Origin of the sequence: Marinomonas sp. ef1 (assembly GCF_002806845.1) — a bacterium.
Lineage (GTDB): Bacteria > Pseudomonadota > Gammaproteobacteria > Pseudomonadales > Marinomonadaceae > Marinomonas > Marinomonas polaris.
The window spans coordinates 36119-56725 of the sequence record NZ_NHTT01000022.1 but is presented as its reverse complement, the minus strand read 5'-3'; the positions used below and the strand labels follow the sequence as shown (position 1 = coordinate 56725).

Annotated in this window: 18 protein-coding genes and 1 pseudogene; 13 read left to right on the top strand and 6 right to left on the bottom strand. The window is 43.1% G+C overall.

All coding sequences use genetic code 11. From position 1 onward, the window contains the following. Positions 1-249: 249 nt before the first annotated feature. Entirely contained in the window at positions 250-558 is a 309-nt protein-coding gene (locus tag CCS02_RS22520) for a helix-turn-helix domain-containing protein (RefSeq protein ID WP_269800437.1), read from the bottom strand. A 66-nt stretch (positions 559-624) separates the two neighbouring features. Beyond that, a pseudogene (locus CCS02_RS22515) lies at positions 625-1119 on the bottom strand (cupin domain-containing protein); the annotation flags it as partial. A 260-nt stretch (positions 1120-1379) separates the two neighbouring features. On the opposite strand from CCS02_RS22515, the gene CCS02_RS20805 reads away from it, so the two are divergent. Next, positions 1380-2414, top strand: coding sequence for a carbon-nitrogen hydrolase family protein (locus tag CCS02_RS20805; RefSeq protein ID WP_100637596.1), 1035 nt, complete (start codon positions 1380-1382; stop codon positions 2412-2414). Between the two features lies 1 nt (position 2415). Then, positions 2416-3444 carry a phenylacetaldoxime dehydratase family protein gene (locus CCS02_RS20800; RefSeq protein WP_100637595.1) on the top strand — a complete coding sequence of 343 codons (1029 nt, stop codon included), beginning with the start codon at positions 2416-2418 and terminating at the stop codon, positions 3442-3444. A gap of 150 nt (positions 3445-3594) precedes the next feature. On the opposite strand, the gene CCS02_RS20795 is transcribed toward CCS02_RS20800, so the two are convergent. Beyond that, entirely contained in the window at positions 3595-5073 is a 1479-nt protein-coding gene (locus CCS02_RS20795) for a hypothetical protein (RefSeq protein ID WP_100637594.1), read from the bottom strand. A 146-nt stretch (positions 5074-5219) separates the two neighbouring features. Here CCS02_RS20795 and CCS02_RS20790 point away from each other — a divergent pair, with 146 nt between their 5' ends. Further along, a complete protein-coding gene (locus tag CCS02_RS20790) occupies positions 5220-6221 on the top strand; it encodes a phosphotransferase (RefSeq protein WP_100637593.1) in 1002 nt (333 codons plus the stop codon). Here the strand turns inward: CCS02_RS20790 and hrpB are convergent. Then, a complete protein-coding gene (hrpB, locus tag CCS02_RS20785) occupies positions 6207-8735 on the bottom strand; it encodes an ATP-dependent helicase HrpB (RefSeq protein ID WP_100637592.1) in 2529 nt (842 codons plus the stop codon). The genes CCS02_RS20790 and hrpB overlap by 15 nt on opposite strands. 47 nt (positions 8736-8782) lie before the next feature. Next, positions 8783-9097, bottom strand: coding sequence for a 2Fe-2S iron-sulfur cluster-binding protein (locus tag CCS02_RS20780; RefSeq protein WP_269800436.1), 315 nt, complete (start codon positions 9095-9097; stop codon positions 8783-8785). A 122-nt stretch (positions 9098-9219) separates the two neighbouring features. Here CCS02_RS20780 and CCS02_RS20775 point away from each other — a divergent pair, with 122 nt between their 5' ends. From CCS02_RS20775 to CCS02_RS20730, 10 genes are all read left to right on the top strand, one after another. Beyond that, on the top strand, positions 9220-9954 hold the full coding sequence (locus CCS02_RS20775) for a response regulator (protein ID WP_100637591.1): 735 nt from the start codon (positions 9220-9222) through the stop codon (positions 9952-9954). Continuing rightward, positions 9955-12483, top strand: a complete 2529-nt coding sequence (locus CCS02_RS20770) for a PAS-domain containing protein (protein ID WP_100637590.1) — start codon at positions 9955-9957, stop codon at positions 12481-12483. Between the two features lie 154 nt (positions 12484-12637). Further along, a complete protein-coding gene (locus CCS02_RS20765; RefSeq protein WP_100188526.1) occupies positions 12638-13669 on the top strand; it encodes a sugar ABC transporter substrate-binding protein in 1032 nt (343 codons plus the stop codon). A gap of 111 nt (positions 13670-13780) precedes the next feature. Further along, positions 13781-14863 carry an ABC transporter permease gene (locus tag CCS02_RS20760; protein ID WP_100188527.1) on the top strand — a complete coding sequence of 361 codons (1083 nt, stop codon included), beginning with the start codon at positions 13781-13783 and terminating at the stop codon, positions 14861-14863. After that, positions 14863-15660 (top strand): ATP-binding cassette domain-containing protein, encoded by a 798-nt coding sequence (locus tag CCS02_RS20755; protein ID WP_072842030.1) that lies wholly within the window; start codon positions 14863-14865, stop codon positions 15658-15660. Before CCS02_RS20760 ends, CCS02_RS20755 begins: the two co-directional genes overlap by 1 nt. Positions 15661-15734: 74 nt before the next feature. Next, positions 15735-16712 carry a substrate-binding domain-containing protein gene (locus CCS02_RS20750; protein WP_100637589.1) on the top strand — a complete coding sequence of 326 codons (978 nt, stop codon included), beginning with the start codon at positions 15735-15737 and terminating at the stop codon, positions 16710-16712. 68 nt (positions 16713-16780) lie between these two features. Beyond that, positions 16781-17668: an AEC family transporter gene (locus tag CCS02_RS20745; protein WP_100637588.1), complete on the top strand. Its 888-nt coding sequence runs from the start codon at positions 16781-16783 to the stop codon at positions 17666-17668. 21 nt (positions 17669-17689) lie between these two features. Next, complete coding sequence (locus tag CCS02_RS20740; RefSeq protein WP_100637587.1) at positions 17690-18256, top strand: mechanosensitive ion channel domain-containing protein; 567 nt, start codon at positions 17690-17692, stop codon at positions 18254-18256. Between the two features lie 87 nt (positions 18257-18343). Next, a complete protein-coding gene (locus CCS02_RS20735) occupies positions 18344-18619 on the top strand; it encodes a hypothetical protein (RefSeq protein WP_072842024.1) in 276 nt (91 codons plus the stop codon). Between the two features lie 117 nt (positions 18620-18736). Next, on the top strand, positions 18737-19567 hold the full coding sequence (locus CCS02_RS20730) for an ion transporter (protein ID WP_100637586.1): 831 nt from the start codon (positions 18737-18739) through the stop codon (positions 19565-19567). Between the two features lie 25 nt (positions 19568-19592). Here CCS02_RS20730 and CCS02_RS20725 read toward each other — a convergent pair whose 3' ends face one another. Further along, positions 19593-20489 (bottom strand): EamA family transporter, encoded by an 897-nt coding sequence (locus tag CCS02_RS20725; RefSeq protein ID WP_100637585.1) that lies wholly within the window; start codon positions 20487-20489, stop codon positions 19593-19595. Positions 20490-20607 lie beyond the last annotated feature (118 nt).

Sequence of the window (20607 nt, the reverse complement as noted above, 5' to 3'; positions counted from 1 at the left end):
CTCAAGGAAAAGATGGCCAGTGTCTGCAGGAAAGTTTAAAAAAGAGGCGTTTAACCACCTGATCCCATCCGCCTTTTCTTGCAAGCGTTCAGAAGTGACTCTTTACTCGCCATCGCCGATGGTCGTCCCTAAACGGGATAAGTATGTGGAGCTCTTTATAACAGACAAGCATCCCGCAAGGGGCAGTCATGTTGGGCAGACAAAAACAATATGCTAGATAGTTGACTTCTTTAAATATTAAATTACTTATTAAATACGTTCTTGTCGATAACTTCTTGGTGTCAGTGCAAATTGAGCCTTAAATACTCTACTAAAATAGGTCATGTCATTAAATCCCCAACGATAAGCAATTTGACTAATTTGTTGATGAGGAAGTTGTCTCAATTGTTCCGCGCAATGGTTAAGGCGGCATCTTAAGATATATCTACTACAGGTTGTATGCTCTCGCTGAAATAAGCTGCTCATGTAGCGCATACTTATTTTAAATTGCCTAGCTAATAAAGATGGGCATAGATCTGGGTTATGTAAATTTCTATGAATGTACTCTTTAATCGCCATGAGTTGAGTGGCGGCATAATCGCTTAAATTTATGTCTCTGCAGGATTTTTCAGCGAGAGCAATGGATAGTAGATCTAGTGCTAATTCAGCGAGCTGTTGTTGCTGAATAATCTGCATATTATTTTCTAGCTTTCCTAATCCAAGCAGGAAGTCAAACGCTAGTCTCTCCAATGGATTATTTCGGCTAAGTGGGATAGCAGTAAGTCTTTTCAAATTACCTAATCGCTGTTGTAGATTTTCTCTGGGGATTTGGATGACGGTCTGGTTAAATGCCCCTTCAAAATTCAATTGATAAGGATCACAAGTATCATATATTGAGAAGTCACCAGCATGTAATATGGCCTCGCGTTCACCTTGTCTTAACTGTGATGTTCCTTCAGTGACTAGGCTAATCAGTATAAATTGAGCGTCACTGCGAGCAATTTGTTTATTATTACGATTGACGGACTGTGCTGAGGATACTACTTCTACTGTGGTTAAGTCGGCTAAACTTTGAGCATGAATATGACCCTGAAATAGCTCAGGAGTTGGAATACGACAGTCTAATTCGACAAAGGTTTTGCTTACAACATCTTGCTAATACGACTGACGTTCGTGTGGTGCAACCTGCTGTGTATTATAGAGAGTGCGCACAGATCAATCCTCTTTTTTTATCTAGTTTAGACTCTTTTAAAATGAAATTGCAAAAGATTTGCCAGTCTTAGTGGATGTGGCCGTCGTTGTTCCTATTTATCCGAAAATGACTTCTTTCTAGTCCTAATAGCTTGTATCACATCATTGTTAGTGTAGATATCACCTTAACAACTGATCGGAGATACTCTATGAAAACGTCCTTTAAAGTGGCATGTGTTCAAGCTGCTCCAGCCTTTCTTGATTTAGAAAGAGGCATTGAAAAAACCATTGCTCTAATGGAGTGCGCTAGCGAGAACGGAGCCAAACTGATTGCCTTTCCTGAAACTTGGCTTCCCGGATACCCATGGTTTTTATGGTTAGATTCGCCGGCGGCGAATATGCCTCTAGTGTATCGATATCATCAAGAGTCATTAGTATTAGGCAGTGAACAGGCCGAGCTTATAAGCAAAGCGGCAGCTAGGCTTGGTTTATATGTTGTTTTGGGTTACAGCGAACGGGATAAAGGTAGCCTTTATATTGGCCAGTGGTTGATTAATGATCATGGTGAGACGATTGGAGTGCGCCGTAAATTGAAAGCGACTCATGTTGAACGTACTTTGTTTGGTGAAAGTGATGGTTCTTCTCTTACTACTTACGATACACCACTTGGTACACTTGGGGCTCTGTGTTGTTGGGAGCACTTACAGCCTTTATCAAAATATTCGTTATTTGCTCAGCACGAAGAAATTCATATTGGTGCTTGGCCTAGTTTTAGTCTCTATAAAGGGGCTGCTAATGCCTTAGGTGCTGAAGTTAATACGGCGATATCTCGTACTTATGCTGTGGAGGGGCAGTGTTTTGTTATCGCACCATGTGCTCTCGTTTCTCAAGAAATGCTTGATTTGCTTTGTACCGATGAGAAAAAAAGTGCCTTATTAGACATTGGTGGTGGGCAAGCCCGTATTTATGGTCCCGATGGCAGTGATATCGCATCACCGCTTGGCGAGAATGAAGAAGGTTTACTCTATGCTGAATTAGACCCTGTAGCCTTGATCTTTGCTAAGATGGCGGCGGATCCTGTAGGTCATTACTCTCGTCCAGATGTTACTCAGCTATTGCTTGATCGTCGATCCAGAAAACCAATGTTAACGATTGATCAGCCTAAAGTTAGAGAAGAAGTTGATGAGCTATGTGACACATCAGTGGATGATAAAAGCGCATCTCTCAATTTAGGGGAGAAGTAATATGGAAAGTGCAATTCCTTCACATCTTCAACAGGAGCGGCGAGTTGCTAAGAACACAGAACAAGGATATGAGCCTCTATTTCCTGCTTGGACGGCCCGCTTTGATCCGCTTGTGGATCAAGTCGTTATGGCATACTTCGGCGTGCAATCGAAAGAGTATACGGATTTATTCAGTTTAATTCCCATTACGTCGCTGTTCAATACAGACTTTGCCCCACTCTATTGGGATCCTGCTCATTATGTTGATGCGCAGTGTTTCCATAACTGCATTGCTATTGCTTATTGGCGTGATGTGGCTAGCTTCGATAAATGGCGCAAGCTGAGTGGCTTTGACAAGTGGTGGAATGATCCAATAAGGGAGAAAGAAACGACAGGTTGGTTTTTGGAGGTGGTTAGTCCCGCAGCTGATAGATTTGAGACACTGTTTTCTACTTTGGGCGTCGTCGAAGGGTTGGCGAATTTAGCGCAGGGGATGAGTGAACCTATTCAAGAACATGCTTATTGGGGAAGCATGAGGGATCGTTTGCCTATTGCCCAAACTGAAGAGCTTGCGTCTACAGATACATTGTACGCCTCTCAAGTATCCAATCGAATTCAGGTTAAGGGGCGAGATAACTTATGCTTGATTCGTTCGGGCCAAGATTGGTCAGAAACAAAAGGGAAAGAGCGTGCTATGTATACACAAGATATGCAGCCAGTCCTGATTAAAGGAATGGACTTTCTTCGTGACTATGGAATAGAAGCTGGCTGTATAAGCTGTCGTTTTATGACAGTACTTGATCCGATAACAGGACAGAAAATTGAAAAGACTTTTGGTCTTGCTCATTTTGATGCTCTTTCTAGCCTTGAGAGCTGGGCTAAAACCCATCCTACTCATGTTGCTATTTTTGGTAGTTTTATGAAGTACGCACAGGCATTGGAATTTAATATGGCGATACGTCTGTATCATGAGGTTGCGGTGATTCCGGCATCCGCACAGTTTTTTGAATACATAAACTGCCATTCTAATACTGGTTTGCTGTCTAATTGAAACGGTGGTGTGATGTAAGCAAATAGTTATTTAATTTCTTTAAAAGCCTTCATAATAAATAAAAAGAACCAGTGCTGTATGTTGCACTGGTTCTTTTTATAGCTGCTTTATTCTTTCGAAGTATTTTGACTAATACCTGAAGCACGACAACTAAGGAGTTTCGTACTCGTCATCTTTCGCATAGATACGTTGCATATAGATACCTGCAATCGCAAGGAAAACCCCCGTTACTGCACTAATAAAGGCCAATGAGGCAAACCATACCAAAGCAACTAATCCAACAGTTGACTTAGGAACGTCAATCGCTTGCTCTTTATTACTGACGTAAGCCGCAAGACGATAGATTTGGTTTGAGTTAACCAAGCGGTTAATATCATTTTTCAGTAATGTTTGTTCTTGTTTAAGACCATAAATTTGATTATCAATGGCTCTCACTTCTATTTGAATTTCATCATATTGTGCTAGCTGAGAGTCTTTTTCGCTGGCTGATCGCGAAACTGTTCCATTACGGTTTTGAGCAGCTTGCTGAGCAACTTTATCGTAGTTGGTTCTATAGCTATCGCGTTTTTCTTCAAGCCCTTTTGTTTGAGATAAAATTTGCTCTTCTAAATAAGCCATGCGCTGACGCCCTAAATCGATACGCTTCTGATAATCTTGTCCGAGTACTTGTAGTTGATCCTGAAGCTGCTGTTCACTTTTGGTTTGTTTAGCAAGTGCATCATCGCCAATAGTCCGATCTGCTACTGTGTACAGACGATTTTCTTTTTCGGTGATTAGTTGGCGATATTTTTTCTCAACAGTTGGGCGTGTAAAGAAGTTAGCATCGTCCATTTCTTGCTGCATTTCTGCTTTAAGTTTGTCTAGCTCTCTTTGTAGTTTTTCTTTATCGTTTTCTGAACCTGCAACATAGCTATTTAATAAGCCGCGTAAGCGCTTTTGTAAGGCGCTTCTTTCTACATCCCAAGCGTCATAAATTTCACGTTCTTTTTGATTAAGCTCAGTAATTTCTGTTTGATAACCTCGAATTGCTTCGTTATCTGAGCTGAGCTTGGTAATTTGACGATTGATGTATTCTCGTTCTTTTTCTAAGGTTTGATAATATGCTGAGTTCGCATTTTGAATACTGTTTTGGTAATTATTATCTACTTCCAGAGGATCAATAATATCAATATCTTTTTTACGACGATCAAAATCATCGATTTTTCCTTGTAGTAATAAGGAGGCATTCTTTTTATCGTCGATGGCAATATTCAAACCAGAAAAGTTACGTTCAAAGCCATTGAGCATGGTTTCAAAGGTGATAGAGGCAAGCAGAACTAGGCCAATAAAGAAGAGGATGCGCCAAGAAGTATGCTTTGCATACATCATAGCTGTAGCCACAGGAATTTTAGAGGCTTCAACTACTGCTACTAGTACGAAAGGTAACGCCGCAACTAATATGCTGCTGTAGTCGCCAAAGTTGAGGGTTCTATCCATTTTATCAAGTTCAGCATAGACAGAAAATGATACGATGATGGAAATAAGAAAGCCGATGCTGACGGCGAGTATTTCCACAACCCAGGCAAATTTTACCAGCCTAACGCCGATATTAAAGAGTTTGTGATTTGAGAGTTTATTGTTTGATTCCATGGTTAGAAATGATTTCCCGTACAGTAAGCTGATTTTTACAAATTTAATCATGTGAGTGTTAGATATACATGACAAAAACTGTGACTGGATTCGAAATGTATTTAACTTTTGTTACTTTATGTAAGTCATTGCAGTGAACGAAATTTATGACACCTGATATTTTTATTAAACGACAATGCAAAGCCCGTACCGTTAAGCGTGAAGAAGTGATTCAATCTTTATGGAGTGGTTATGGCGCAGTGATTCGCTATTCATTGACGGGGAATGATTCTGTCTCTTTTGTTATTGCTAAGCACTGTTTGATACCTTTAGAGGTAGATCACCCTAAAGGCTGGCATTCTAATCATGGGCACCAACGTAAAGTTCGTTCATATGAAGTAGAACAGAATTGGTATCGAAATTGGGCGTCACGATGCCACATATCGGCTCGTGTCGCACTCTGTTATGGCGATTTTTATGATAAACATACTGGACAGCGATTAACCTTATTGGAAGATTTAGACGCTGCTGGTTATTCAGACCGATACAATGCCCATAATAGTGATTATTTAATCTCTTGTATTAACTGGTTAGCTGCGTTGCATGCAGGCTTTATTTACCAAACGCCTCCTTTAGAGTGGCCGCATGATTTATGGAAAAAGGGGACTTATTGGCACTTCGATACTCGACAAGAAGAATGGTTTGCAATGGCTGAGGGAGAATTGAAATCTTCTGCGGCTGAGCTTGCTAAATATCTTGATCAGGCTTGCTTTAAGACCCTAGTTCATGGCGATGCTAAAGTGGCTAATTTTTGCTTTTCTCCGCTTGATAATCAGGTTGCCGCTGTTGATTTTCAATATGCTGGTGGTGGTGTTGGCGTTCAAGACTTAGCGTATCTTTTAGGAAGTGCTTTGTCTGGATCTGAGTTGACTGAGAATATAGATTACTTGCTGGAGCATTATTTTTCGGAATTGGGGCGTGAACTAATGGCGCAAGGGGAATCACAGGCTTTTGCCCAAGAGGTTATTGAAGAGTGGCAATATCTGTTCCCTATCGCTTGGGCAGATTTTCATCGCTTTATTATGGGTTGGTCACCAACTCATCCTAAGAACTCGCCTTTTAGCCAGAAAATCACCGAGCAAGCACTAAGTCAATTAAGACGATCTTAGCGCTCGATTGGTTTTCGCAGTGGCTTGTGCACTTATAGGATCTTCTGGCCAAGGATGTTTCGGATATCTCCCCCGCATTTCTTTACGTACTTCTGGGTAAGCTTCACGCCAAAAGAAAGCCAAATCTTGTGTTACCGCAAGCGGTCGCTGTCCCGGTGAGAGCAGTTCTATACGTACGATTTGATTGAGCACGGTTGGGCTATTTGTGTAGCCAAACATTTCTTGAAGTTTCACTCTTAGGGTTGGCTGTTGCTCACAGTAATCAATCGCATGACTCGACCCAGATGGCACAGTTATTCGAGCGGGCACTTTTCGATTAAGAAATTGCTGTAGGTTCCAATCTAATCTACTTAACAATATATCGTTTAGTGCGAGCTTGCTCATGGCTTGTTGATTGGTCACTTTGCCAAGATAAGGTCCGAGCCATTCTTCTAGCTCATTTAATAAGGCGTCGTCAGAACAATCTGGCCAGAGGTTTTGCTTATCGTGTATAAAGGCGAATTGCATACGCGCTCGTAGTTGATCACTGGATTCGTTCCAAGGTAGAACGGAAAGACCTTCTTGGCGAATATATTGGCAAATCGCTTGGCAGATGTCGGCTTCAGAAGGTTTGCTGAGCTTTTGCTTATCAATACAAAGTTTGCCTATCCAGCGTTGTGATTCACTTAATAAACGCGCGTCTTTTTTTGACCACGCGAGATGATTCTTAATACTAAGTAAGTCCGCAAAGTCTTGCGTTAGCATGGCGAGCTGAATTGGGTAAGCGAGGAAAATACGATCCTCTTCTTGACCATGATGGCCGCCGATATCCAGTGCAATAAGCCACTCACTTTGTGCGCAAGGATCAAGAGACGACAGGCTTGCCATTCGCCCATTCGCTAGTTTGTAACGCGTTTTGTCATGGTCTTGTCCAACGCGTTGAGCAATTCTATCCGCAAAAGCTCGAATCAGTAAAAAGGCGATATCGTTTTTATTATCTAATGAAGCTTGTTGAATACTGATCTGCTGACTGCGTCTGTGCCACTGTTGTTGAGCGTTTAAATAGTTCTGTCTCGGGCGTTTGCTCTGCGCCTGATTGTGGCCTGCTAACCAATTTAATCGATCAGACAAATCGCTATGATAATTCGCAAACGGATCGCCTTCCGACAAAATAGTGCAGATAGCGCTGGCTGAATCGCTGTTGCGGTTTTGTTTGCCATCCAATAATAATCGAGCAAGTCTAGGTTCAATACCGAGGCTACTCATTTGCTCACCGAGTGCGCTTAATACTAAGAATGGCTGTGACGTTTGATTCTGTTCAAGAGCTTGCAAGTTGGTTAGCAAGTCGATCGATTGTTGCCAGTGGCTGTTCGGTGGCGGCGTAATCCAATCTAATTCAAGGCGTTCTTGTACACCCCATTTTGCTAAATCCATCACCAAACTACTGAGGTCACTGATCTCTATCTGAGGCTGCGCCTGGAGTGCGAGCTGATGTTGCTGACCTTCACTCCACCAACGATAGCAAATGCCTTCCTCGGTACGTCCAGCTCGTCCCATGCGTTGAATAGTTTCTGCTTGTGTCGCTCGACGAGTGTGTAATCGTGTGGTGGCGGTACTGGCATCAAAGCGAGCTTCGCGACTTAGACCGCTGTCGATCACCACACGAATGCCATCAATGGTTAAGCTGGTTTGCGCGATAGCTGTGGCGAGTACGATTTTACGATTGGGTGCGATAGAGGGTTCAATCACCGCTTCTTGTTCTTTTAAGCTTAATTCTCCATACAAAGGCAAAATGCTTAAATGAGCTTCATGGCCTAAGCGTTGTTGAAGCTGGCTTGCCGCCTGACGAATTTCTTTTTGGCCTGGCAGGAAAACTAATAGGCTGCCAGACTCTTCGTAAAAGGCTTGGCAAGTGAGACGCACAACTTCGTCGGTGATTTGAAATGCCTTGAGTGATTTATTACTGTAATGCGTAGTGATAGGAAAGCTTCGACCTTGACTGGTGAGTGTCGGACAGCCAAGTCGTGTTTCGAGTGCTTCAGTATCTAGTGTCGCGGACATGACCAAGAGTTTGAGTGGGTCTTCGTCGCGATACAGTTCTCGTGCTTGTAGGCACAAGGCAAAGGCTAAATCCGAATGCAGGTTACGCTCGTGAAATTCATCAAAGATGACCAAGGCAATGTCATCTAAACTTGGATCGTCATGCAACATGCGGGTTAACACGCCTTCGGTGACAACCAGCACTTTCGTCTGTGGGCTTTCTTTTCCTTCATGGCGAATGCGATAACCAATGCGTTGTCCAAGCGGTTCTTTCAAAGTATCTGCAAGGCGCTTTGCCGCCGCTTTGGCTGCTAAGCGTCTTGGTTCTAACATGATGATCTTGCGACTTTTAAGCCAAACTTCATCCATTAAGGCAATCGGCACTACCGTGGTTTTACCTGCACCGGGAGCGGCTTCTAATATCGCTTCGTGGTGATGCAATAGTTGGTGCTTTAGCTGAGGAATCAGTTGGTAAATTGGCAGTTCGCTGGACATAAGACGGCTCATTAATTCGCTGCGCTCATGATAACGTTTTTAGGCAGTTAGCGCAGTCTCACTTTAGGCCTGTCGATGGAGATATCGCTTTTGCATGTGGCAATGCAAGGTAGGAAGTAGCCATTCTGCTTTTCTTTTTCGTTTAATCCGTGAGGTTGTCGATTGGCGTAATCAATTTCACCGGATAACAACGGCGTCAGACAAACACCGCAAACACCATTGGTGCATGCTTGCTTAATCGGGATACCTGCAGACACTAACGCAGTTAGCACGATTTCATCCTTCTCGACTAGAATGGACTGCTCAGGATCTACAAAAGCGAGATGGATCTGTTTCTTCTGAGAGATGAGTTTTTGCTGCACGAGAAGCTTTTCCTTTTGTTAATTGTCTATTAACTTTAACATGATATTAATAGCGCAATAATAGCCTCTTCTCTAGCTTGGTGTGCGTCTAATAACAATGATAATGGATTCCAGCCCAGACAATGACAGAACAACATAAAAAAACCTTATTGGTAGTGGATGACGATCAAGATATTCGTCAGTTGCTTTGTGATGCCTTATCGCAAAAGGGTTATAAGGTATTGGAAGCAGAAAATGGTACTCAGATGTGGCTCCATCTTGAAGCTGAGCCCGTTGATTTAGTGCTGATGGATTTATATCTGCGCGAAGAAGATGGTTTGAATCTCGCTCGTGATATTCGAGAGCGTTTTGTGATGCCAATCATGATGTTAACCGGTAAAGGTGACGAAACAGATCGAATCTTAGGTCTAGAGTTAGCCGCAGACGATTACATGATGAAGCCGTTTAATTTACGTGAACTCACGGCGCGAATTCATGCTTTGTTGCGTCGTTCTTACCAAGTGCCACCAACGACGGGAAGTACGATTAATCAAGATCACGACTGTTTAAAATTTGGTAGCTGGACGTTGGATTTAACCGCGCGTCTTTTGCATGATCCAAACGGCAAGCTGGTGACCTTAACCTTGGGTGAGTTTTCTTTGTTGGAAGTGTTGGCTCGGCATCCAGATCGTATTTTTTCTCGTGAACAATTAATAGAGCAAAGCCGAGGCTTAGAAACCGAGGTGTTTGATCGAACCGTTGATGTATTGATTCTACGCCTAAGACGAAAGATAGAGGCGAACCCTAAAACGCCGGAGTTCATTAAAACGCAACGTGGACTCGGTTATTTTTTCCAAGGCCCAGTGCGGATTAATTAGATGCGCTTTACCAGTATCCGTCAAAAAGCTTCTTTGTCTATCTTAGCGATTAGCTTAGTGGCATTTTTTATGGTTGGTATCGGCTGGCAATCCATGCGAGTCAGTGAAGCCTCTTTGTCAGAATTCGAATCAGAAACCCTACCTGAAATCAGCACGTCTTTAACCTTAGCCGAAGGTGTTGCTCAGTTGGCCGCTATCGCGCCTTATACCGCAGGTTCTGGGCGTCCGTTTCAATTACAAACAGAATCTGAACGTATTCATCGACGTATTCTTGAACTTCGTGGTGTTGCAGACAGTTTGACGGATTCTGTTTTTCAACGTGATATCGACGAGCGATTAGACGATCTACAAACCACGCTTGAAGAGCTTGTTGCCTTGGTGCGAGAAGAGCTGTACTTGCGCGAAGACAGTTTGGCTCAGCAATTTCGTATTCGTCAGTTACCTCTTAATGATGATGCTGCCAGCGTAAACAGCCAGCAGGGTTTGGTCTGGTTATTGCAATTATTAGAATCGCCTAGTTTAGTGCCTGAAAGCATACTGAAAAACTTAAAGTTATCAGAGCAAAACGAGCAAGTTGCAAGCATTGCAGAAGACTTACTGATGGCACATCGACGTTTGAATCAAATCCAAGAGCGTAAAAATTACCTACTGATTTCTATTCGAGCTAAATCCGAGCAGCTGAGTAAACAAGTCAGTGATTTTGTGGGCGGATTGCAAAAGAAAGTGAGTCGTCAGCGACAAGCTGTGTCTTCGTTTGTTGCTCGTGGTCAAAACTGGATTATTGGTATATCCGTGTTTCTCTTGTTGGGTCTGACTCGTTTGTATTGGTATAGCCAGCGGATGACCAAAGATTTAGGTGTTGTTACTAACGATATGGAGCAGCTTTCCTTAGGTCGTGTTGATTCAAAACACACAGGAATACGTCGTAATGACGAAATAGGCACGTTAGCCGACACGTTCGAGGTATTCCGCCGTGATGCTTTAAGGCGTTTGGAAGTCACCGCCGAATTGTCGGAACAAAAACGCTTGCTTGAAACCATCTTCGATAACATGAATGATGGCCTGAGCGTGTTTTCCTCAAAAGGCACTCTGATTGCTTGGAACTCGGGTTATCAGAAATTGTTTGATTTATCGGATGATGATTTGAGTGTCGGCATGTCCATTGACCAAGTGCAAAACTTAATAAACCAAGGACAGCATAAAAACCTAAATCTAGAGAACCAGCAAGTTCATATGGAAGAAGTGAATGTCTCTCGTCATTTACGTTTTCAAAGTTTCGAGCGCCATTTTGATTCGGGAAAAATTATCGAGTTTCGTTCCAAGCCGATGCCTGAAGGTGGTTTTGTTACCTTATATACGGATTTAACTGAGCGTAAGAGTGTTGAAAGTCAGTTACGTCAGGCGCAAAAAATGGAGATGTTAGGGCAACTGACTGGTGGCGTTGCCCATGACTTTAATAATCTCTTGGCAGCGATCATGGGGAATCTACAAATGCTGTCTGACTCGCGTCCACAGACCACCGATCAAGCCCGTTACATAGAGCGAGCACTTGTTGTTTCGGAAAAAAGTAGCAACCTAGTGCAGCGTTTATTGGCTTTTAGTCGTCGTCAGCAGCTTTTCCCAGTGTCGATTGCAATAGATGACTTGATCGAAGGTATGCTGGATTTGGTCGAATACAGCGTTGGCTCGCATATTGTTGTCGAGAGTGATTTACAATGTCCTGATGTGGTGAGTCTGATTGATCCGTCCCAGCTAGAAAATGCCTTATTGAATTTATCCTTGAATAGCGCCAGTGCTATGCCTGACGGCGGCCGTTTAGCCTTTTCAACTAAGTTATGTACTTTGCCAGACAGTGAGATTCCTGCGATTCGTATTCGAGTAGAAGATTCAGGCGAAGGTATTGACGATGAAGTGATTGGTCGCATTTTTGAGCCTTTCTTTACCACTAAACCAGTCGGCAAGGGCAGTGGTTTGGGTTTGAGTATGATTTATGGTTTTGTGAAACAAAGCGGAGGTGAAATCAAAGTGACCTCTGAAAAAGGCAAATGGACGCGTGTTTGCCTGTTCTTACCTCAACAAATTACATCGATTGATCTTTTAGCAGAAGATAAAAGGGTATTCGAAGAAAAAGCGAGCAAACAAGACATCATTCTTTTACCGGAGTTTAGTTTAGTGTGGTTGGTGGAAGATGATGAAGAAGTGTGTCGAGTGATGCGCGAGCAATTGGAAAAAATGGGCTTTATGGTTCAAACCTTTGATTGTGCCGAAGCTGTGATGAACGCATTAAGTAAGGCGATTGTTCCTGATGCCATTGTTTCGGATGTAAACCTAGCAGGAACCATGAGTGGTGTTGAGCTGGCGCACAGCCTGAATTCCGATTCGTTTGGCTTTACCGGACCAATATTACTGATGTCTGGTTTGCCAAGAGACGAATTGAAACAAAAATATCAATTAAAAGATGAAGATTTGTTTATTTCAAAACCTTTTACCATCAAGGAGTTAAGTGGAATATTTCAGATCGAATATTGAATTGTTACAAATATTACAAAAAAAGATTAAATGATGAAATTATTCATTAGTTTTTTATCTTCATAGTGTTTTATCAAAGCAGAGTCGGGGCTGGATCTGTTTTTGAATGGCATCGCTGCCAATAATAAAAACAAAAATTGGAGTTATAAAAACAATGAAATTCATGCATCTTATTCCGTACAAAAAATTGGCTTGTCTAGTTGCTGCTGGCACACTGTCAACCGTGGCTATGGCTGAAGCCCCAATTATCGGTCTTATCACCAAAACTAATACCAACCCATTTTTCGTAAAAATGAAAGAAGGCGCACAGCAAAAAGCCACTGAGCTTGGTGTTGAATTGCGTACCTTCGCGGGTCGCTACGATGGCGACAACGAAACTCAGGTTCAAGCAATCGAAAATCTAATTGCCGCTGGTGCTAAAGGTATTCTTATTACACCTAGCGATACCGCAGCTATTGTACCCACTATTCAAAAAGCACGTGATGCAGGTTTGCTTGTTATCGCGTTAGATACCGCCCTTAGTCCTGCTAGTGCAGCAGACATGACATTTGCAACGGATAACTTTAAAGCCGGTGAAATGATTGGTATGTGGGCAAAAGCGAAAATGGGCGATAAAGCCAAAGACGCTAAAATTGCCATGTTAGATTTGAGCACAAGCCAAATTACTGTAGACGTTGCGCGTGACCAAGGTTTCTTGCAAGGTTTTGGTATCGATCTTAAAAATCCCAATCGCATGGGCGATGAAACAGACCCACGTATTGTTGGCAACGATGTGACTCAAGGTTCTGAAGAAGGCGGCCGTCGTGCGATGGAAAACCTACTTCAAAAAGATCCAGAAATTAACTTGGTTTATACCATTAACGAACCCGCTGCTGCTGGTGCGTATGAAGCATTGAAATCTTTCGGACTTGAAAAAGACGTATTGATCGTTTCTGTTGATGGTGGTTGCCCAGGTGTTCGTAATATCAAAGATGGCGTTATCGGCGCTACTTCTATGCAATTCCCTCTTAAAATGGCCTCTGAAGGTGTAACAGCGATTGTTGAGTTTGCTAAATCTGGCTCACGTCCTTCTGCGTCAAATGGTCTAGATTTCTTCGATACAGGCGTTCAGTTAATTACTGATGAACCAGTGAAAGGTGTTAACTCTGTTAGCTCTACAACTGGTTTAGCGATGTGTTGGGGCTAATCAATCTCTTGTGATAGATGGGTGTGAAGGTGCCCTTATTTGCCGTTAGCCGGGAGTTTGGCTAACGGCACTTTTTCTGTCTAGCGCAATGTTTCCTGTCTGGAGTAGTCTATGAGTTCTACCAACACAAAACCGTCCACAGCGGTACTTGATCACGATAAAGTCGCAGATCAGGCACAGTCTTATGTGGCACAATTTGAGCGCCGAGAAACCCCTTTGCAGCGCTTCAAGAAGTTTCTTCATCATTATCCAATTGCTGCGCCTTTGATTGTGTTGCTGTTGGCTGTTATCAGTTTTAGTGTCATTGTCGGTGACCGTTTTTTGCACCCATTTAATTTGTCATTAGTGCTACAGCAAGTGACTATTATTGGCGTGATTGGTGTAGCGCAGACATTGATTATCTTAACCGCAGGCATTGACTTGTCTGTAGGTGCCATTATGGTTCTGACCTCCGTTGTTATGGGGCGGATGGCGGTAAACCATGGTATTGATCCAAGTTTGTCGATTTTGATAGGTATCGGGGTTGGTGCTTTAGCCGGTTTTATTAATGGTTTATTGATAACGCGCTTAAAAATACCGCCTTTTATTGCAACTTTGGGTTCTTGGAATGTGTTCTTTGCGCTGAATCTTTGGTACTCAAAAAGTGAAACCATTCGCTCGCAGGACATCAGTAATATTGCGCCATTGTTGCAATGGACAGGCCAAACAATTGATTTCTTCGGGGCAAGACTGACTTATGGGTCCCTGTTGATGTTGGGGATTTTCTTTCTTATTTGGTACGCCCTAAATTGGACAGCATGGGGGCGTCATGTTTACGCCACGGGTGATGATCCAGAAGCTGCGAAATTAGCAGGCATTCGTACCACTCGTATTTTGATGTCTGTCTATGTCTTGGCTGGCGTGGTATGTGCTATCGGTGCATGGGTACTTATTGGTCGTATTGGTTCGGTCAGTCCACAAGCCGGCACTATGACAAACCTCGACAGTATTACTGCGGTGGTTATTGGTGGCTGTAGTCTATTTGGTGGGCGAGGTTCTATTTATGGGACGCTTATTGGTGCCTTGGTTGTTGGTGTCTTCCGAAATGGTTTAGCGCTTGCTGGTGTTGATGTGCTATGGCAAGAGTTTACTGTCGGTATTTTGATTATTTCGGCTGTGGGCATTGATCAGTGGATTCGAAGAGGGACAGCATAATGACTGCACAATACGATAAAACTCCAGTGTTACAAACAAAGAATTTGGTCAAACGCTATGGCAGTGTGACAGCCATTGATCATGCTGACTTTGAACTCTACCCAGGTGAAATATTAGCGGTGATTGGTGATAACGGTGCAGGTAAATCCTCCTTGATCAAAGCCTTGTCTGGCGCTTTGATTCCAGACGAAGGCGAAATTTTATTAGATGGTAAACCTGTGCATTTCTCTTCACCAATGGAAGCTCGCGCATTAGGCATCGAAACCGTTTATCAAAATTTAGCGGTATCACCAGCATTAAACATTGCGGACAATTTATTCTTGGGAAGAGAGCTGCGTAAGCCAGGTATTTTGGGTTCGGTGTTCCGCATGCTTGATAAGAAAGAAATGGAGCGCCGCGCTAAGGATAAAATGACCGAGCTGGGCTTAATGACTATTCAAAATATCAGCCAAGCGGTTGAGTCACTTTCGGGTGGTCAGCGTCAGGGTGTAGCGGTTGCTCGTTCTGCCTTGTTTGGTAGCAAAGTGGTGATAATGGATGAGCCAACCGCAGCGCTTGGTGTAAAAGAATCGCGTCGAGTGTTGAACTTGATCAAAGAGGTTCGTGATCGCGGATTACCAATTATCTTGATTAGCCATAACATGCCGCATGTGTTTGAAGTCGCGGATCGTATCCACATCCATCGTTTGGGTAAGCGAGCGGCGATTGTCACGCCTCAGTCTCATACTATGTCCGATGCCGTTGCCATTATGACAGGTGCGATGGAAGTTAGTGAGTCAGAGGAAGAAGCGGCCTAAGATAAAAGCCCAGTCGCTATTTTTATCTGCCGTCAGGTAGGGCAAAATAGCGGCCTTTCATCAGGGGAAACAAAATGAGCCTAATTAAACAGTCAATATCGCGTTTTTATAAAGTGCGACAGCTTTGGAAGGGCTATCGCCTGATGCCAAGCCTATTGGCGGTTTCTATTGTCGCTGTTTCACTTTCCCCTTTGGCTTCACAATCCTCAGAGCCTCAGCCACTTAAATCGATTGGTATTAGTGTTGCTGATTTGGGCAATCCTTACTTTGTCCAGCTCGTGGACACGGTTTCATCAAAAGCGGAAGAGCTGGCGGGTGAGCCAGTAAAAATGCTTATTCGTTCAGATGCGTATGATTGGCAACGCCAAATAGGTCAAATCAATGACTTTATTGAGCAAAAAGTTGATTTGATCATATTAACCGCAGCGGACGAATATAAGGTCGCTGCCGTCGTCGCAAAAGCTCAACGAGCTGGGATCAAAGTGATTGCGGTGGATGTAAATGCCCAAGGTGCAGACGCGACTATTACGACAGATAATGTTCAAGCTGGCGCTATAGCGTGTGAGAAACTGGCGGAGAAAATCGGCTACCAAGGTAACTTTGTCATTATTAATGGCGTCTTAGTATCGTCTGTCATTGAACGAGTCGCTGGTTGTAAATCCGCATTAAATAAATACCCAGATATCACGCTGTTAAGCGATCGAATGAACGGTACGGGCAGTGTAGAGGGCGGAATGGAAGCCATGACGTATTTAATGGAAGAATACCATCACATCGATGCGGTATTTACTATTAATGATCCAACAGCATTTGGTGCTTTGCGTGCTGCTCAACAAGCGAATCGTAATGAATTCGTATTGGCATCGATTGACGGTGCGCCATTTGCTGCCGAGCTTATTAAGCAAAAGGGTAACCCTTGGATTGCCACTGCCGTTCAGCGCCCTATTCCTATGGCAGAAAAAGCCATCGAAATTGGTATGGATTTATTGAAGGGGAAAGAGGTAGCCCAGCGTTTTATTTTGATCCCCTCAACGCTTATTGAGAAAAACTAATCGCTATTCCATCTTGGTCTTTTAATGCAAGGGCGTTAAGCTATTGCCCTTCGGGATAGAGGCTATTAATGGACACTTCGACGATATTCTTACAAATCTTTAATACGGTTTTTCCACTGGCCAGTATAGTGCTGGTGGCATTCTTTTATGCACGGGTTCGCCCAACTGACATGACGGTGGCAAACCGCATTAATATCAGTGTGTTTTGCCCCGCGTTGATTTTTTCAGTTATGGCGTCGAAAGATTTCCACATAGCTCAATATGTCGATCTGATTATCGCGGCCACAGTCGTTGTTTTAGGCTCAGGATTACTCGTTTGGCCTCTTTGTAAGTGGCTAAAAATCTCGCCAAAGACATTGGTTCCGCCAATGATGTTTAATAACAGTGGTAACTTAGGTATTCCATTGATTGTTTTGGCGTTTGGTGAATCCGCTTTACCTATCGCTGTAGTGCTGTTTCTCACCGAAAACTTGCTGCATTTTACTGTTGGCATGTATTTGCTCAATCCAAAAACCAACCTGCTTAATGTGCTAAAAATGCCGATGATCATCGCGACGATACTTGGTTTAGTTTGGAGTTTACAAGGTTGGACGGTAATCCCTGCAGTGAAGGTGTCTGTGGATATGATGGGGCAAATAGCCATTCCTCTGATGCTATTTGCGCTTGGTGTTCGTATGACGAATGTGGACTTTAGTGAGTGGAAGCTTGGTGTTATCAGCGGCTTTTTATGTCCGTTAAGCGGTCTGATAATTGCTGCTATTTGGTATTATGTTGTTGGCATGTCGCCAGAAAATTTCGCCTATTTGTTGATCTTTGCCTGTTTACCGCCTGCCGTGTTGAATTACATGGTGGCGGAGTTATACCAACAAGAGCCACATAAAGTGGCGTCGATTGTGTTGATTAGTAATTTGATGAGTGTAGGTATCATCCCTTGTGTGTTGTTTTATGTTTTATAAATCCGTATTAGGAGAAAAAGCATGATGGTGCAAATTGGCTTAATCGCTTTATTGGTGGTGGCTTACATCATTGTTTCTCGCATCTTGAAATCCAGTGTCACATTATTAGGGCAAAAGAAATTCGCGAACGAAGTGCGAATAACCTATGTTTCGAAAATGCTAAACCTTGGCTTTACTGCGATTTTTATTTTATTGATTTGTTTAGTTCTTGGTATTGGGTATGGCCAGCTAGCGATCTTTTTCTCGTCTGTGTTTGCCGTCGTTGGTGTGGCGTTGTTTGCTCAATGGTCCATTTTAAGCAACATTACCGCTAGCTTGATTATCTTCTTTGGTTTTCCTTATCGAGTGGGGGATTGGGTCAAGGTTGTAGATAAAGACGATGAGATCTTAGGGCAAGTGTCAGAAATATCGACCTTCCATGTAATTATTCATCGGTTGTCAGGCGATGTAGTGACTTATCCAAACAGTTTGATTCTACAAAAAGCGGTTATACGCTTTGAAAGTCGAGAAGCAGCGCAGGCAATGAGTCAATTTACAGCATCTAGTACCTCAACTAATAAAGTTGAGGACCAAAGTACTTCTTCTTAACGTTGAGTGAAAAATAATCAATTTTTTAAGATCTCAGATATTTGTGTCATACTAAGAGGCTTTCATCTTTAAGAAAGGAAGTCTCTTGTGAAATCCGATCCTGAGTCTTTGTTAAAAAACAATGATGCGCTTATTCATTCAGATGCGCTGAAAGTGAAATCTCATGCTCAACGCCCTCAAGAAGATTGGGTGCTGCACACCTTAATGATAGAAGGTTACGACGTGCCTTTTCGTTTCAAACGCCAAGGCAAATATCGCACTTTGCGCGGTGCTCGTGTCAACCTAACCTATTACCCTACACAAGAAATGGTTGCGGGAATTCCTGTTGAGATCATGAAGGTTGTGAGAGTAAAACGAACTTAATCATCAAGCGCTACAACTTAACTCGCTTCTGCTTTTCTTCTGCATGATATGAACTTAATATGGCGCCACCTGTCTTTATTGCAGGTTTTCAATATTGCATATTAGGTGTAGAAAAGCATGGAAATGAGTCGTTCTGGAAGTTGGTTTACTACGATGAAGCGCATTGAGCGCAGTGCGTGGTTCCAAGGTTTTATTATTAGCATCATTGTGGTTGCAGCATTAACGGTTGGTGCAAAAACCTATTCCTTACCTTATGGCATCGATAAAGCCATTAATTACTTAGATAACTTCATTACCGTCTTCTTTCTGATTGAACTTTCCCTGCGCTTTATTGCTTGTGATGATAAGCGCCGCTTCTTTACAGACCCTTGGAATATTTTCGATACTGTTATTGTTGTCGGTAGTTTGATGCCGATTTCTGAGACCGAGATGATTCTTGTCGCACGTTTGTTACGAGTGTTCCGAGTTTTGCGTCTGGTGTCTATTATCCCTGATCTGCGCTTCCTGATTAATGCTTTGCTTAAAGCCATCCCGAAAATGGGCTACATTGCCTTGCTGATGTTTATCATCTTTTACATCTTCGCGGCGGTTGGCTCTATCTTTTTCCATCAAGTGAATGAAACGCTTTGGGGTGATATTGCTATCTCTATGCTGACATTGTTTCGCGTTGCAACGTTTGAAGATTGGACGGATGTCATGTACGAAACCATGGAAGTGTATCCGTTTAGTTGGATCTTCTACATCATCTTCATATTCTTAACCGCGTTTGTGTTTTTAAACATGATGGTCGGTGTAGTATTGGATGTGATGACTCGCGAAACAGCACTGGAAGAACATGAGAACCAAGAAAATCACCATCAGGCTTTGGTGACGCAGATTTCAGAGCTACAGGCTCAGGTTGCACGCCTCGCGGATAAAATCGACGCGCAACAGGATCGAAAAGATTAACCAGTCTTTTATTTCCTAACCGTTTTTAAGCGGCGTGCTGGCTTACCTTCTTTAGCCAGCGCCCGCCGAATGTGTTCAGCATTAAGCCAAGCAATACGACTAAAATTCCTACCCATTGCATAGCGCTAACCGTTTCAGACAGGAATACTTCCGCTGAGGTTAGGCCGACAACAGGCACCCCCAAGGTTAACGGAGCAACCGTTGCCGCTGGGTAGCGGGACAATAAATGGCTCCATAAACCGTAGCCGATGAATGTTGCAAAGATTGACAAATAAGCCAGTGATGCAAGGGATTTGAAGTTCAAATTAACGATGTTACTCCACATAACGTCGCCGCCATCAATGAAGTAAGCACACAGAAAGAAAGGCACAGGCGGAACCCAGCTAGACCAAACAATAAGGTTGAGGTTGGCATCGTAGCCTTTTCGGCTGATGACTTTAGTAAAAATATTGCCCATTGCCCAGCTTGAGCCGGCGGCTAAGGTTAAACCAAAACCAAGTGCAGTCATGGTGGTGTCTTCATTGTCTAATCCGATGACCGCCAAGCCACCAATCGCAATACCGATAGCAAGTACTTGATAAGGGCGTACGGTTTCTTTCAACAATAAAATAGCGAACACGAGCGTAAAAATCGCCTGAGATTGCAGCACCAAAGACGCAAGTCCCGCAGGCATACCAAACGACATGGCGCTGAATAAAAACGCAAATTGCCCGAAGTTCAATGATAAGGCGTAGCCAATACACCAAAGTAGTGGTGTATTTGGGCGAGAGAAAAAGAAACAGCCAATCATACCGATGACCAGGAAGCGTAAGCCACCCAACATCATCGGTGTTAGCTCGTCCAAGCCCCAGCGCATAACGATAAAGTTAAAGCCCCATGCGACGATAATAATCAGCGCCAAAAACATATCTTTGCGAATCATGTTGAGTCCTTAACCGTACAATAGTGAGGCGAAAAATAAGCCAATCACTTTACGTGTTTTCGATAAGTTTGCACATGGACAGATAACAAAAGAATGAAGGACACAGACCGAGAATGGT

Coding starts and splice junctions, on each gene's coding strand:
- CCS02_RS22520 (WP_269800437.1), bottom strand. CDS start 558: ATGGCGATTAAAGAGTACATTCATAGAAATTTACATAACCCAGATCTA.
- CCS02_RS20805 (WP_100637596.1), top strand. CDS start 1,380: ATGAAAACGTCCTTTAAAGTGGCATGTGTTCAAGCTGCTCCAGCCTTT.
- CCS02_RS20800 (WP_100637595.1), top strand. CDS start 2,416: ATGGAAAGTGCAATTCCTTCACATCTTCAACAGGAGCGGCGAGTTGCT.
- CCS02_RS20795 (WP_100637594.1), bottom strand. CDS start 5,073: ATGGAATCAAACAATAAACTCTCAAATCACAAACTCTTTAATATCGGC.
- CCS02_RS20790 (WP_100637593.1), top strand. CDS start 5,220: ATGACACCTGATATTTTTATTAAACGACAATGCAAAGCCCGTACCGTT.
- hrpB (WP_100637592.1), bottom strand. CDS start 8,735: ATGTCCAGCGAACTGCCAATTTACCAACTGATTCCTCAGCTAAAGCAC.
- CCS02_RS20775 (WP_100637591.1), top strand. CDS start 9,220: ATGACAGAACAACATAAAAAAACCTTATTGGTAGTGGATGACGATCAA.
- CCS02_RS20770 (WP_100637590.1), top strand. CDS start 9,955: ATGCGCTTTACCAGTATCCGTCAAAAAGCTTCTTTGTCTATCTTAGCG.
- CCS02_RS20765 (WP_100188526.1), top strand. CDS start 12,638: ATGAAATTCATGCATCTTATTCCGTACAAAAAATTGGCTTGTCTAGTT.
- CCS02_RS20760 (WP_100188527.1), top strand. CDS start 13,781: ATGAGTTCTACCAACACAAAACCGTCCACAGCGGTACTTGATCACGAT.
- CCS02_RS20755 (WP_072842030.1), top strand. CDS start 14,863: ATGACTGCACAATACGATAAAACTCCAGTGTTACAAACAAAGAATTTG.
- CCS02_RS20750 (WP_100637589.1), top strand. CDS start 15,735: ATGAGCCTAATTAAACAGTCAATATCGCGTTTTTATAAAGTGCGACAG.
- CCS02_RS20745 (WP_100637588.1), top strand. CDS start 16,781: ATGGACACTTCGACGATATTCTTACAAATCTTTAATACGGTTTTTCCA.
- CCS02_RS20740 (WP_100637587.1), top strand. CDS start 17,690: ATGATGGTGCAAATTGGCTTAATCGCTTTATTGGTGGTGGCTTACATC.
- CCS02_RS20730 (WP_100637586.1), top strand. CDS start 18,737: ATGGAAATGAGTCGTTCTGGAAGTTGGTTTACTACGATGAAGCGCATT.
- CCS02_RS20725 (WP_100637585.1), bottom strand. CDS start 20,489: ATGATTCGCAAAGATATGTTTTTGGCGCTGATTATTATCGTCGCATGG.